Source organism: Arcobacter roscoffensis (genome assembly GCF_024267655.1).
GTDB classification, from domain to species: domain Bacteria; phylum Campylobacterota; class Campylobacteria; order Campylobacterales; family Arcobacteraceae; genus Arcobacter_B; species Arcobacter_B roscoffensis.
In genome coordinates this window covers 1,541,962-1,556,995 of sequence record NZ_CP100595.1, presented here as the reverse complement: position 1 = coordinate 1,556,995, position 15,034 = coordinate 1,541,962, and the positions used below count along the sequence as shown (strand labels likewise).

Sequence of the window (15,034 nt, the reverse complement as noted above, 5' to 3'; positions counted from 1 at the left end):
CGATTATATCTAATTAAAGCTGATGGATAATTTATACTAAAAAATTTGTTATTTTTATAAAAAAATAATTTTAGAAGTAATATTAATAAACTCTTGATACCAATCAAATAGTTTATTATTTAACTTACGTTATAATTATTATAATAACAAATTAAAGAGTTACATTAATGAAAAATATTTCTATCAAACTTAAACTAATAATTCTTATTGGTTTATCACTTCTAATTTTAGCTTCAACACTTGGTATTGTTTCAATAAATCAAATGAAAGAAACATTAATAGAATCAAAGTATTCACAATTAACATCGGTCAGAGATTCAAAGATTAAACAACTTGAAGATATTTTTAAACTATATAAAAAACAAATATATCTTTTAACAAAAACTAGTTTCTCTAAAGATTTAACAAAAGAGTTTTTAGCTGTTCAAGAAGAATTAGACATAGACCCTTATAGTAAATTTCCAGTAAATAATAAAAAAGTAAAGGAGTTACTTCCAAAATGGGATGCTTTTTATAAAAGTTATACTGATACATATCCTTTTGATGATGTATATGTAATCTCTGCTGAATCAGGGCATGTTCTATATACTTTTGGAAAAAGAAACGATTTTGGTGCAAATCTAGCAAATGGTGAGTTTAGAAAAAGTGGTCTTGCAAAAATTTGGCAAAAAGTTAAAAAATACAAAAGAGTTGTATTTTATGATATGAGTGCATATGAACCTAGGAATGGTGAACCAAGTATGTTTATCGCAGCACCTGTTTACATAAAGGATCAATTTAAATCAGTTTTAGTTTATAAAATAGATAATGAAAATATTCAAGCTATTATGAAATATAGAAGTGGTTATGTAAGTTCACATGAAGATTATCTTGTAGGTGATGACTTACATATGAGAAGTGATAGTTTTTTGTCTCCTAAAACTCACTCTTTAGAAAACTCTTTAAAATATCCTCAAAGTGGTAGAGTTGACACAATTGCAGCAAAAGAAGCTTTAAGAGGAAATACAGGAACTAAAGTAATTACAGATTACCTAGGAAATAAGGTTTTATCTTCATATACAAACTTTGATATAGACGAAGAATTAAGATGGGCAGTGATTTCTGAAATTAATTTAGAAGATATATTAAAAAAACCAAATGAATTAAGAAATACAATGATTATAATTACACTTGTATCTTTTTTAATTATAATGATTTTACTTTACTTAGTAATTCAAAAATATATAATCAACTCATTAAGTAGTTTTCAAGATGGATTACTAAACTTCTTCAAGTTTTTAAATCAAGAGACACATGAAGTTAAACTTCTTAATAGTGATTCAAATGATGAAATTGGTATTATGAGTAATGCTGTAAACAAAGGTATTGAAAAAACAAGAGAAAATATTGAAAAAAGTGATATTGAAGCTTGGATTAAAGATGGGGTAACTCAACTAAATCAAATACTAATGAATTTAAAATCTGTAAATGATGTTAGTAATGAGTCTATTAAGTTTATAAGTAACTATATAAATGCAGGTGTTGGTGTATTTTATTTTTATGAAGAAGATAAACAAAAACTTCAACAATATGCAAGTTATGCCCATGTAATAAGAGATGAATTATCAACTTCATTTGACTTAAAACAAGGGGTAATAGGACAAGTTGCCTTTCAAAAAGAAGCCATTTTACTTAAAAATATCAAAAAAGATGAAAACCTAATCACAACTGGAACTGTAACTCAAGCCTCATATAACACTTATACTTTTCCTTTGATTTATAATGACGAACTATTTGGAGTTATTGAACTAGGTTCATTTAATGAATTCAACAAACAGACTTTAGAGTTTTTATCAAATATTACTAAGGCTATTTGTATTTCATTAGCTACATCTATTCAAGCTAACAAAGTACAAAAACTACTTGAAAATACAAAAGTTGCAAATGATAGATTAGAAAAACAACAATTAGAACTTCAAGAAGCAAATGCTCAAATGGAAGAACAACAAGTTCAACTTGAAGAAGCAAACGCAAATATGGAAGAGCAACAACAACAATTAGAAGAAGCAAATGCCAACATGGAAGAACAGCAGCAACAGCTAAAAATTTCTGAGCAAAACTTAAAACTTCAAAATCAACAACTAGAAGAAACAAAAAAAGAAATAGAGAAAAAAGCTGATGAATTAACAAAATCAGGTAAATACAAATCTGAATTTTTGGCAAATATGAGTCATGAGTTAAGAACACCTCTAAACTCTATTATTCTACTTTCATCACTACTTCAAAAAAATAGTAAAAAATCTTTAAATAATGATGATATTAAAAAAGCAAAAACTATTTTTGATTCAGGAAATGATTTATTAAGACTTATTAATGATATTTTAGATTTATCAAAAGTTGAGTCTGGAAAAATGGAAGTGATAGTAGATAACTTCTCTAGTAAAGATTTATTATCTCATTTAAAAGATACTTTTGACTTTACTGCAAATGACAAAGGTTTAGAGTTTAATGTTATTGATGAGTATAATAGCATTATACATAATGATAAAGATAGAATCCTACAGATTTTAAGAAACCTTATTTCAAATGCTTTCAAATTTACAAAAGAAGGTTCTATTACTGTAAAAATAGAGCCATCGTCAGATCTTTCACAAGAATTTAGAATTAATGTAATTGATACAGGAATTGGAATACCTCTTAACAAGCAAGAAGATATATTCAAAGCCTTTACACAAGCAGATGGTGGTACAAGTAGACAATATGGTGGTACTGGACTTGGCTTATCTATTTCAAGAGAATTAGCAAAACTACTTGGTGGTTATATCTCTTTAGAATCAAAAGAGGAAAAAGGAAGTAACTTTAGTATTGATTTACCTAACTTAGAAAGTGTAAATAGTACAAAATCTGTATTTGAAGATGAAGGAAGTTTTAAACTTCAAAGCAATGAAAAGACAAAAAAAGATTTAACTAACAATTCTAAAAAAGTAGCTAATGATGATAGAAACATTATAAATACAAATGATGAAGCTTATTTAGTTATCGATGATGATGAAGCCTTTGCTGATATTGTTTATGAAGAAATTAAAAAAGACAATAACTTTGTACTTGTTGCTTATGATGGAGCTTCTGGTTTAGACTTAATCAAAAACTATAATATTAAAGGGGTTTTACTAGATTTAACTCTTCCTGATATGGATGGAATTGATGTATTAAAACAATTAAAATCTCAAGCTCATACAAAAAATATACCTGTTCACATTATATCTTCAAAAGATAAGAACAAAGAAACATTAGAACTAGGTGCAATTGGTTACTTACAGAAACCTGTATATGATGGAGATATTAATAGTGTAATTTCTTCAATTGATTCTTTTCAAGAGAAAAAAATCAAAGACTTACTTATTGTTGAAGATGATGAAGTACAAAGAGAAGCTTTAATTGAACTTGTTGGTGAGGGTGTAAATATAAAAGGTGTTAAGACAGCTTCACAAGCTATTGAAGAAGTAAAAAAAGAGCTTTATGATACGGTTGTAGTTGATTTAGGACTTATGGATGGAAGTGGTTATGAAGTATGTGAATTTATTAAAAATAATCATCCTAATCTTCCAATTATTATTTATACTGGAAGAGATATTTCTTATGAAGATAAAATCAAACTTCAAGAATATAGTAATAGTATTATTATTAAAACAGCAAATTCAAATGAAAGAATTTTAAATGAAATCAATCTATTTTTACATAGAGAAGAAGAGCCGGAAGAATCAAACAATGAAATTTTTGATGCCATAGATTTAAAAGATACAAATATTTTAATAGTTGATGATGATATAAAAAATATTTTTGTTTTAGACGCTGCATTAAAAGAATTTGAAGCTAATACTTTTACAGCATTTAATGGACAAGAAGCCATTGAATTTTTAAAGCAAAATGATAAAGTTGATTTAATTTTAATGGATATTATGATGCCTGTAATGGATGGTTATGAAGCAATGGAGAGAATTAGAGAAGATGATAGCTTAAAACATATCCCAATTATTGCTGTAACTGCAAAAGCCATGAAAGAAGACAGAGAAAAATGTATTAGTCTTGGAGCTGATGATTATATGTCAAAGCCAATTGATTTAAATATTTTAGGAAATTTAATAAAAGTTTGGAGTACTAAAAAACATAGATGAATGTAGTTGCACAAAGACATGAGGATGTATTAAAAATCATAGTTCAAAAAATAAAAAAAGAGGATATAAAAACCTTAATAAACTACTTTGATAGTGATAGCAAAAAAATTGAACTAAATTTTCTAAATATTCAAATGATACCAAAAGAGTTGATAATTGAACTAAAAAAAAGAGTTGATAAAATTGATATTTTTACAAATGAAACAACTCTAAAAACATATTTAATGAATCTTGGTTTTACATTAAAATATAAAGATGTATATAATGACAAACCCAAGACATTAAATTTACAATATATAGCAATCGGTGGAAGTGCTGGAAGTTTGGCTAAATTTATAGAAATTATAAAAGCTTTACCAAAATCGCAAGTTTCAATTTTTATTATCATGCATCAAAAACCAGATAAGAAAACTCATTTAAATGAGATACTACAAAAATATACAAATGATTATAATGTAGTAGAAGCAAAATCTGATATGAAAGTTGAGTCAAATACAATTTATTGTGCCCCAGCTGGCAAACATATGATAGTTGCTGGTAATTTTATTTTCTTAACAGATGAAGAAAAACGAAACTTTTCAAGACCATCTATTAGTACTAGTTTTGAGTCATTATCAAATGAATATAAAAACACCCTACTTGCTGTTTTAGTTTGTGGATATGGGGCTGATGGTAGTGATAGTTTAGAATCTTTGAGTAAAAATGGCTCAACAGTTTTAATAGAAAACCCAAAAGAGTGTGAAGCAAAAGCTATGCTTGAAAATGCAATTGCCACTAAACTTTATGATGAAGTTTTAGATTTAGAACAACTTGTTAATTATATTAAGTTTAATATAGATGATGATTTTTTTGATAAAAAAGATATAAAAATATTTTTAAAAAAAGTTTATGAGAAATATGGCTATGACTATAGTGGATACAATGAAAATCATATAAAAAGAAGAATACATCTTTTTTATTCAAATTTAAAACCTAAAAACTTTAAAGAGTTTCAAGAAATAGTTTTAAATAATAAAAGTGTATTTAAAGATTTATTTTTAAATATTTCTGTTAATATTACCACTTTTTATAGAAACCCTAAAGTATTCAAATTATTAAAAGAAGAAATCCTTCCAAAACTTGATAGTTATTTAGATATAAAAATCTGGTGTGCAGGTTGCAGTAGTGGTGAAGAACCCTACTCTATTGCAATTTTCTTAAAAGAATTAGGATTACTTGATAGAAGTTTGATTTATGCAACTGATTTAAATGATGTGATTTTAGAAAATGCAAAGAATGGACTTTATTCAAAAGAGAGTTATGAAAGATTTTTAAAGCACTATTACCAAGCAGGTGGCAATCAAAGCTTTAGTAAGTACTTTATAAGTCATGATGATTTTGTAGAAATAGATGAAAGTATCAAAGATAAAATTTTGTTTTTTAAACACAATTTAGCCCTTGATTCAAAACTTAACGAGTTTCAATTAATTTTTTGTAGAAATGTCTTAATCTATTTTGATAAAGATTTGAAAAACAGAATTTTTGATTTATTTAAAGACTCTCTTGACTCTTATGGCTTTTTAGTTTTAGGTGAGAGTGAATCTTTAAACAATAATTTAAACTATGTAACAATTGATGAAAAAAATAAAATATATAAGAGGAAAATATGAAAGAAGATATAACAGTATTAGTAGTTGATGATGTAGAAGCAAATAGAGTATCCTTACAATATTTAATAGATGAATATCTAGAAAATATAAACCTATTACTAGCTTCTAGCGGAGAAGATGCACTAAAAGTCACATATAAAACTAATGTTGATATTATTATTTTAGATATACAAATGCCAGGACTTGATGGTTTTGATACAGCAAAATATCTAAAATCAAATCCTAAAACACAAAACATTCCTATTATATTTTTAACAGCAGCATTTAAAGAAGAAGAATTCAAGCAAAAAGGTTTTGAGATTGGTGCTATTGACTACCTAACAAAACCTATAGACAATCATCAATTTATCAATAAACTAAAACTTTATATAGAAGTAATTATAAAAAACAAACAACTACAAGCTGTAAATGATGACTTATATCAAGTTTTACAAAAAGAGATACAATTAAAAGAAAGAATTGAAAAACAACAACTTGAGCTAATTGAACAAAGTAAAATGGCTGCACTAGGAGAGATGATAGGAAATATTGCCCACCAATGGAGACAGCCTCTATCAGTTATATCAACATGTGCTTCTGGGATGCATTTAAATATTGATTTAGGTCTTATGAAAAAAGAAGATATGAAAAAAAATATTGATATGATAATGAAAACTACACAAGATCTATCAAATACTATTGAATCATTTAGAGATTATACAAACAAAGAAAAACTTATAAACTTTAACTTAAGTGAAACTATAAGAAAATGTATTGAATGTGAAGATTACATCTTATCAAAAAATAATATTGATGTAATCATGAATTTAGATGATGATATAGTCTTAGAAAACTTACCAAATAGCTTATTTCAAGCAATAGTAAATATAGTAAGAAATTCAAATGATGCGCTAGGAAAACTAAACACTCCTAAGTATATTTTTATTGAAACAAAAAAACTTGAAAATAATAGAATTGAAATACTTATAAAAGATAATGCAGGTGGTATTAAAACAGAGTTTGTAAATAAAGTTTTTGAACCTTATTTTACAACAAAACATAAATCACATGGAGTTGGCTTAGGTTTAAATATTGTGTATAAAATCATCCATGATTCAATGTGTGGAAAAGTAAAAGTAAAAAATAGCAGATATGAGTATAATAATGAAAAATTTGAAGGAGCTGTTTTCACAATAGAATTGCCTTTATCATTATAAAATTTTTTTCATGTGAATATGATATTATTTTGATACTATTTATTTGTATACTTCGTAAATACAAATATTTAGGATCTAAATGCAAAAAATCAACTATAGAACTACATATATCATATTATATATGATAGGTGTGATGTTTTCATTGTTTATAATTGGATATTTTTCTGAGATTAAAGATAAAACTAATATTAAAACAATTTCATCTTTAAAAATAGAAGAAAAGTTCAAGACACATGAAGAACTAATACATGAGTATTTTGAAAAATATGAAAATGCTTTAATATCTTTGTCAAAAAACAAAAATTTAATAGAATATATAACTTCAAATAAAAATGAAGAGACTGTTAAAGAAACCTTTCTAACACTAAATAACTCCTTTGAAAATAGTTTTCAATTAAGATATATTGATAAAGATGGCTATGAAAAAGTAAAAATCAGAAGAGATTACAACTTAAGAAATAATCCATCAATAATTACTCCTAATAACTTATTACAAAATAAAGCAAATAGATATTACTTTCATAGATTTATAAATCTTACAAAAGATAATGTAGGTATCTCAAAGATTGATTTACGAAGAGAGTTTGGAAAAGAAGTTTTACCAAAGGTATCTTTACTTAGACTAGCAACACCTGTATATGATAAAGATGATAAGAAAAATGGCTTTGTTGTATTTAGTATCAATTTAGAAACTTTATTTAACACTATCAGAAAAAGTACTTTATATGATATTTATCTTATAGATAATAAACAAAGGTTTATCCTGCATCCTGATGATAAAAAAGGTATTTTGTCAAATAGCTTTAAAACTTATTTATTAAATGATGAATTTGGTCTAGAAAATGCAAAAGAGATTATTTCAAATTTAGAGATGAAAAATAATGATTATTATAGTAAAAAAATATCAAACCTAAATACAGGACAAGGATTAAAATTAATCCTAAAATCAAAATTTACTGCTTTATTAAATGAACAAAAAGAGAATGAATACTCTATTTACGCTATATTAATAGCTATATCATTTATTCTTTTACCATTAATTTTTTATTTTGCAAGTATTCCTGAAAAACTAAAAGGTAAGATACACACACAAGCTATTACAGATCCAATTACGCAACTTCCAAATAGAGCTTGCTTATTTCATGATTTAAATAGAAAAAAATTTGAAGATTCTATTATTATACTTATTCATATAGATAATTATGATAAAGTTCAAGATGCTTACGGTTTCAAAATAGCAGAAGAGCTAATAAAAGAATCAGCCTTATTTTTAAAACAATTCGAGTATAAAAATTCATTTTCAAAACTATACAAAATATCAAAAGCAACTTTTGCATTTAAATATCATTTTAAAACAAAATCAAAGCTATTAAGCTCTTTGGATAACATACATTATAGATTAGAAAATGAATCTTTTCAAGTTATAAATGGAAATTTTGAAGTCTTAGTAAATAGTACAATAGCTGTAAGTAATACAGAAAAGTTAAATAACAGCATAGAAGAGCTAAAGGAAGCTGAGATTGCTTTAAGTGATGCCTTAAAAGAAAAAGTAGATATTAATATTTATGATAATACAGAAAAGAAAAATATTCAAATTAATCAAGAAAATATCTTGATGGTAAATAAAATAAAAAAAGCAATAGAAAATGATAATGTAATAGTGCAATTTCAAGCTATTTATAACAATAATAAAAACTGTATTGATAAATATGAAACACTAATAAGACTTAAAATTGATGATAAACTAATCTTTCCAGGTGAATTTTTAGATATTGCAAAGGAAACAAAAAAATATAAAAAGCTAACAATGATAGTAATTGATAAATCTTTTGAGTATTTTAAAGATAAAAAAGATATACAGTTTTCAATAAACTTAAGTATCGAAGATATTTCTGATAAAAAAATTAGAAAACATCTTTTTAATAAAATTAAAGAGTATGATATAAAAGATAGATTAGTATTAGAAATAGTTGAAACAGAAGCTATTGATAATTATGAAAACTTTTTCTTTTTCATAAAAAAAGCTAAAGAGTATGGATGTCAAATAGCAATCGATGATTTTGGAAGCGGATATTCAAATTATGAGTACATAGTAAAACTAAGTGATTATATTGATTTTCTTAAAATTGATGGATCTTTAATAATAGGTTTAGATAAAAATTCCAAAAGACAACTTTTAATAGGAACACTTAAATTCTTATGTGATAATTTAAATATTAAAACAATTGCTGAGTATGTGGAAAGTAAAGAACTTTTTGATTATGTGAAATCAATGGGAATTGATTATTCACAAGGCTATTACATAGGTAGATCAGAAGATGAAATTAAGATTGCTTAAATCTATAATTCCACTTCAAATGCCATTTTTAAAACATCACTTTCTGTTAGTTCTTCTTTAGTTCTTGGCTTTGGATTTTTAATAAGTAAGACTTTATGTTTTAAATCATCTAAATGATACTTTTCTAGATTTCTTATTAAAGTGTCGTTTATCATCTCTTTTTTTAAACTGTCACTTTCAATTAGTCTTGTAATAGCACTTTTTAGATTTGCTTTTGTTCTTTCATAAACTTTTTCTTCTTCTGTTAAAGTTACATAGACCTTATCTAAGTATTCTGTAATACCCTCACCTGCATATTTATATGTAGTAACTGAATTATAAACATATTTTTGGGCTTTTACATGTGGAATAAAAACACCTGTAAATATCGATCCCTCAACTGTATTGATTCCATCTAAGTCTTTCAAAGGATTATGAGAGCAAATATAGTCTTCTTTTACAATAGATGGGGAAAACTTAAGTGAGCTTATATTGTTTTTAAGAATTATGAAACTACCTGTAACTTCTTTAGGTCCACCTTTTAAAGAAGCTAATTCATTTTTAAAAGCTAGAAAGTCTCCATGAACAACCTTAGGACAACCTTCAAGAGAGATAAGTTCATTATTACTAATATCAAAATCCCCTTCCACTTCGTTAAAACTAAGTGGAAGTTTTGAAAGGTTTGCTAGTTTATCAGATAGTTTTACACTACCTTTTACATTTACTGAATTGTTTGGTAATATTTCAAAACTTTTTATATCATGTTTAGCAAGCCATCTGCTTATATCTTCTTTATTACATAAAGCAACTAAGGGTTTATATACATGTGAAACTACATCTTTTCCCTTATATTTCCAAAACTTCTCTTCTTCATTATAACTATTTGCAAGTTTATTTAATCTAACATCAGTTCTTACATCCCAACCAATAGTATCAGCAATACCATCTAAACTTTTTAAAAGATTTCCATTACAAATATAGTCTTGAACAACTGTAATTGGTCCACCATGTAAATCTTTGATATAGTTATGAGAACAATCAAAATATGCATCAATATATTTAGGTCCACCTTTTAGGGATTCTATTTTATTGTGTTCACATCTAAAATAGCCCTTTATTGTTCTTGGACTTCCTTTTACAGATGTTAGTTGATTGTTTGAACAATTAAAAAAACCTATAACTTCTTTTGGACAATAAGAAAGGTTAACTAATTTATTATAAGAACAGTCAAAGTCTCCTACTTTTACAGGAGCACCAAGTAGTGACTCTAAATTGTTTTTAGAACAATTAAAGTCTTTTCCAACTTTTTCAGGACAACCATCAAGAGCTTCTAAATGGTTATTACTTATATCAAAATAACCATTTACTAATTTAAATTTTACAGGAAGTCTTTTTTCTCTAATTTTTTCATTTAAATTCACACTACCATGAACAGTAATATATAAATCATCTGAAATTGTATAATTCTCAATTGAGTGCTCTTTTAGCCAGTTCTCAACTGCAGATAAACTTGTCATTTTTCACCTTTTTTTATATATACTAAATTTTAGTTTTTATTTGCTTTATTTCTTATTAGATTGCCTATTTTAAGGCTTAAAGACAGATTATTTAAACAAAAAGAGTATTAAACTCTTTTGTTTTATTAGTTGTTTTTCTCAGGTCTGTAAACTTTTATGTTATTTAAACCCTCTGCATCTCTTAAAAACTGTGCATGTAATTGACTTAAAATTCCTTTGTCACAATAAAATAAGTACTCTTTATCTTGAGGTAGTTTTCTAAATTGTGATTTTAATTTATAAAATGGTATTTTTAACGTCTCAACACTAGTCTCAATGCAATCATCGCTTTGTCTAATATCAATTACAGTGTAATTTCCAGTTGATAAATCTGAAACAACATCAATTTGACCTATTTCATTTACATCATCATCTATCTCATCAACATTTACTACAACAGCATCTTCTACAGCTTTATCTAAAACTTCATAATTAAAAGCTCTAGCTTCTTTTTCCATTCTGTCAAATGAACCATGTGTTACTGGACTTTTTGAAATAACACCACAATACTCAGGCATACTCTCAGCAAATCTTGTAGTACCTATTTTTGTAGATATTTCTATAATATCAGGTTTATTCATAGTAGATAAGGGTCTTAAAATTAGCTTATTTGAAACTTTATCAATTAAAGCTAGGTTTCTTAAAGTTTGACTTGAAACCTGTGCCACACTCTCACCTGTAAGTAAAGCATCGATCTTCATTTCATCAGCTATTTTTTCAGCAGCCATAACCATAAGTCTTTTTAGTGTAACACCCATATAAGGCTCACTAGTTGACTTAAAAATTTCAGTTACAACATCATCAAAAGGAACAGAAGTAAAAGTAACTCTATGAGAAGAACCAAATTTATTCCATAAATAATATGCTACTTGTTTAACTCCAATCTCATGAGCAATTCCACCAAGATTAAAGAAAATAAAGTGAGTTTTAATTCCTCTTTTCATCGTAAGGTATGAAGCAACAGTTGAGTCAAAACCACCTGACATTAAAGATAAAATAGAATTTTGGCTACCAATAGGGAAACCTGATAAACCTCTATATTTTTTAGTTACTATATTTAACTGATTATTTACAAGCTCAATATTTATAGTTACCTCAGCATTTCTTAAATCTACACCTTTTGTTTCATTATGAGCTAACATATATCCACCAACAGTTTGTTCTATATCTGTTGATTTAAATTCATGTGTTCCACTTCTTTTAACTCTTACAACAAAAGTTTTATCTTTAATTTCATGAGACATTAACTCATTTGCTTTTATTTTTATTTCATCAATTGTAGTCACATTTTCAAATTGTAATACTTCTAAAATCAACTCAACACCAGGAGTATCTTTAAGTCTTTGTCTTACTTGTTCTATAAGTTCATTTACACAAGTTATTTCCATTTTGTCTGAAAATTTTTTTACTGTGATTTTTTCATCTATTTTATGAAGTACCGTTTGTAGGTTATTATAAAGCTGTCCAACCATTTGTCTTTTTGCTTTTGTTCCTTTTACCATAATTTCTGGGAAGAACTTTACTACAAATTTTTGTGTCTTATCTTTCGACATTTCCATTATTTAAATACCTTATCTTTTTATATAAGCGCAATTATAACATAAGATTTTTAAGTTTAGTGTAGAGTAAAAAAGAATAAATAAGGTATGAATAGTATTTAAAACACTATCTACCTTATAAGATTTTTATATGAGTTAATTAAACGATTTTTTCAATAAATACTTTAAATGTTAAATCTTTTCCTGCTAAGGGATGATTATAATCCACAGTTACCTCATCTTTTGTAACATCTGTAACAGTTGCTTTTAAAACTGAGCCATCTTGAGCTTCACCTTCTAAAATCATACCTATTTGTAAATCAATACCTTCAAATTCACCTGCTGGAACTTTTTCATTTAAAGTTTCATCATAAGGGCCATAAGCTTTATCACTTTTTACAGTAACAGTTCTTGTTTCACCTTCATTTATATCTTCAATTAATTCTTCAAAACCTGCTAATAATTGTCCTGAACCAAAAGCAAATGTCATTGGCTTCTCACCCATATTACTTTCTATTATTCTATCATCTACTTTTAATTCAAATGTCATAGTTACTAATTGATCTTTTTTAATAGCCATTTGTATTCCTTATTTAAAATGCCTAACTATATCAAAAAAATCTTTAATGAAAATTAGTAAATCTAAGTGAAAATTTACTTCCTTTTTCAAGTTTACTTTCAACTTTTATGGAAATATTAAATCTCTCACAAACTCTTTTTACAATTGATAAACCAATACCTATTCCATCTTTGAAATCACTTCTTGCTTTATCTACTCTATAAAATCTTTCAAAAATCATAGAAGTATCTTTTTTATCCATACCTATTCCTGTATCGCTTATTTCAAAAAAAGTAAAATGCTCATTTTTATTTGCTTTAATACTAATAGAGCCTTCATTTGTGTATTTAATAGCATTTGATAAAAGATTGTTTATTACAATAGATAAATACTTCTTACTAGAGTTTACTTCTAAGGCTTCTTGTATATCAAGTTTTAGCTCTAAGCCTTTTTTCTCTAAGATATCTAAATTTGTTTCAATACACTCAAAAACTAAAGTATCTAAAAAGCACTTCTCTTTTTTAATAGCCTCTTTATCCAATCTTGCTAAAAGTAAAAAGTTTCTTATTATGTCTTGTAGCTTTTTTTGTTCTATATCTAACTTGTTTAAAACTTCATAAAATTCATCTTGTTTTAGATCTTTACTTTTTGCAAGCTCAATTTCTCCTTGAATAATAGTAAGAGGCGTTTTAAGCTCATGAGAAGCATCTGAAGAAAACTGTTTTATATTCTCCACACTCTTTTCTATATTTTCAAGCATTTCATTAAAAGAGTTTGTTAACTGCTCAAATTCATCTTTTGTATTATTTGATTTAAGTCTTTTAGATAAATCATTTCCTTTTTGAAGATTTTTTACATCATTTAAAATATCTTTTAAAGGTCTAATAGTTTTATTTATAATAAAATATATAAAAGCTATAAATACCACAAAGATAATACTGTTCATTGTAATTATACTACTTATAATAGCTTCGTTTCTTTCTTCAATATAATCATCTTCAATACCCATATAAACACTAAACTCATTGTATTTATTTTTAGAAACTACAAAATCATCAACTTTTATGAAGTTTGAAGATGAAAAGTTTATTTGTCTTAACTCTTCTAATATCTCTTTTGTTTCATGTTCAGACTCATTTGTAAATACTAACTTATTGTCTTTAAAGATAAAAAGAAATTGCTCTTTTAAGTCTAACTGAGAATAGAGTAAATCCAATCTTTTATTTGAAGCTAAAGTTTGATTAACAATAATTAAATTTTTCTCTACTTTGCTTATGGCTTCATTTTCTTGATTTTGTGTAAAAAAATGTATAGAAAAAATTGATAAGAAAAACAGTATCAAAAATAGTGCAAGACTAAATGCTGTAAATAGTTTAAATTTTATAGATTTCATTTTAATGTATATCCTGTATTTTTTATATTATGTATATAGGCTTCCTCAAAGCTTTTGTCTATTTTATTTCTTAGTCTGTAAATATAAACTTTTACTAAATTAGAAGCATTTGAATAGTTCATATCCCACACATGCTCGATTATCATAGAATCACTTACAACTTTGTTTTCATTTCGAACTAACAACTCTAATATGGAAAACTCTTTAGCAGTTAAATCTATCTTTGTTTTATTTCTATACACAGACTTTTTTATAGTATCTAGTTGTAAATCCTTATATTTTAAAACACTTGTATTAGAAGTTTTTCTTCTAAGCATTGCTCTTATTCTAGCTTGTAATTCTTTTAAAATAAAAGGTTTCGTCAAATAGTCATCAGCCCCACTATCAAGACCATTTACTATATCTTCACTGTCATCTTTTGCTGTTAGCATAAGTATAGGTGTATCAATTTTATACTCTCTTAACTGTTTACATAATTCAAATCCACTCATAAATGGAAGCATAACATCTAGGATAATTAAATCATATTTATTCACTGTAGCTAAGTAAAAACCCTCTTTTCCATCTGTTGCTATATCAACGGCATAAAAATCTTGCTCTAATGCTTTTTTTAAAAAATCATATATATTTGGATTGTCTTCAACTAATAAAATTTTCATTTATCCTCTTTCT

The 15,034-nt window shown here is 26.0% G+C and carries 9 protein-coding genes; 4 read left to right on the top strand and 5 right to left on the bottom strand.

Annotation, left to right across the window (positions count from 1 at the left end; translation table 11 throughout):
• Nucleotides 1-167: 167 nt before the first annotated feature.
• From NJU99_RS07160 to NJU99_RS07145, 4 genes are all read left to right on the top strand, one after another.
• Nucleotides 168-4,154: a response regulator gene (locus NJU99_RS07160; protein WP_254578042.1), complete on the top strand. Its 3,987-nt coding sequence runs from the start codon at nt 168-170 to the stop codon at nt 4,152-4,154.
• Nucleotides 4,151-5,803, top strand: coding sequence for a CheR family methyltransferase (locus tag NJU99_RS07155; RefSeq protein ID WP_254578041.1), 1,653 nt, complete (start codon nt 4,151-4,153; stop codon nt 5,801-5,803). The genes NJU99_RS07160 and NJU99_RS07155 overlap by 4 nt, the downstream gene beginning before the upstream one ends.
• Nucleotides 5,800-6,999: a hybrid sensor histidine kinase/response regulator gene (locus tag NJU99_RS07150; protein ID WP_254578040.1), complete on the top strand. Its 1,200-nt coding sequence runs from the start codon at nt 5,800-5,802 to the stop codon at nt 6,997-6,999. The genes NJU99_RS07155 and NJU99_RS07150 overlap by 4 nt, the downstream gene beginning before the upstream one ends.
• Nucleotides 7,000-7,078: 79 nt before the next feature.
• Nucleotides 7,079-9,337, top strand: a complete 2,259-nt coding sequence (locus NJU99_RS07145) for an EAL domain-containing protein (protein WP_254578039.1) — start codon at nt 7,079-7,081, stop codon at nt 9,335-9,337.
• 2 nt (nt 9,338-9,339) lie between these two features.
• Here the strand turns inward: NJU99_RS07145 and NJU99_RS07140 are convergent, their stop codons facing one another.
• From NJU99_RS07140 to NJU99_RS07120, 5 genes are all read right to left on the bottom strand, one after another.
• Nucleotides 9,340-10,833, bottom strand: a complete 1,494-nt coding sequence (locus NJU99_RS07140) for a hypothetical protein (RefSeq protein WP_254578038.1) — start codon at nt 10,831-10,833, stop codon at nt 9,340-9,342.
• 125 nt (nt 10,834-10,958) lie between these two features.
• The gene (gene thiI / locus NJU99_RS07135) at nt 10,959-12,431 is read right to left on the bottom strand and encodes a tRNA uracil 4-sulfurtransferase ThiI (protein WP_254578037.1); all 1,473 of its coding nucleotides are present in this window, start codon (nt 12,429-12,431) and stop codon (nt 10,959-10,961) included.
• Between the two features lie 139 nt (nt 12,432-12,570).
• Nucleotides 12,571-12,990 carry an FKBP-type peptidyl-prolyl cis-trans isomerase gene (locus tag NJU99_RS07130; protein ID WP_254578036.1) on the bottom strand — a complete coding sequence of 140 codons (420 nt, stop codon included), beginning with the start codon at nt 12,988-12,990 and terminating at the stop codon, nt 12,571-12,573.
• 43 nt (nt 12,991-13,033) lie between these two features.
• Nucleotides 13,034-14,362, bottom strand: coding sequence for a sensor histidine kinase (locus NJU99_RS07125; protein ID WP_254578035.1), 1,329 nt, complete (start codon nt 14,360-14,362; stop codon nt 13,034-13,036).
• On the bottom strand, nt 14,359-15,021 hold the full coding sequence (locus NJU99_RS07120; protein WP_254578034.1) for a response regulator transcription factor: 663 nt from the start codon (nt 15,019-15,021) through the stop codon (nt 14,359-14,361). Before NJU99_RS07120 ends, NJU99_RS07125 begins: the two co-directional genes overlap by 4 nt.
• Nucleotides 15,022-15,034: the final 13 nt, after the last annotated feature.

What these genes read in the sequence shown, in the direction of transcription:
- NJU99_RS07160 (WP_254578042.1), top strand. Translation starts at nt 168, where the DNA reads ATGAAAAATATTTCTATCAAACTTAAACTAATAATTCTTATTGGTTTA.
- NJU99_RS07155 (WP_254578041.1), top strand. Translation starts at nt 4,151, where the DNA reads ATGAATGTAGTTGCACAAAGACATGAGGATGTATTAAAAATCATAGTT.
- NJU99_RS07150 (WP_254578040.1), top strand. Translation starts at nt 5,800, where the DNA reads ATGAAAGAAGATATAACAGTATTAGTAGTTGATGATGTAGAAGCAAAT.
- NJU99_RS07145 (WP_254578039.1), top strand. Translation starts at nt 7,079, where the DNA reads ATGCAAAAAATCAACTATAGAACTACATATATCATATTATATATGATA.
- NJU99_RS07140 (WP_254578038.1), bottom strand. Translation starts at nt 10,833, where the DNA reads ATGACAAGTTTATCTGCAGTTGAGAACTGGCTAAAAGAGCACTCAATT.
- thiI (WP_254578037.1), bottom strand. Translation starts at nt 12,431, where the DNA reads ATGGAAATGTCGAAAGATAAGACACAAAAATTTGTAGTAAAGTTCTTC.
- NJU99_RS07130 (WP_254578036.1), bottom strand. Translation starts at nt 12,990, where the DNA reads ATGGCTATTAAAAAAGATCAATTAGTAACTATGACATTTGAATTAAAA.
- NJU99_RS07125 (WP_254578035.1), bottom strand. Translation starts at nt 14,362, where the DNA reads ATGAAATCTATAAAATTTAAACTATTTACAGCATTTAGTCTTGCACTA.
- NJU99_RS07120 (WP_254578034.1), bottom strand. Translation starts at nt 15,021, where the DNA reads ATGAAAATTTTATTAGTTGAAGACAATCCAAATATATATGATTTTTTA.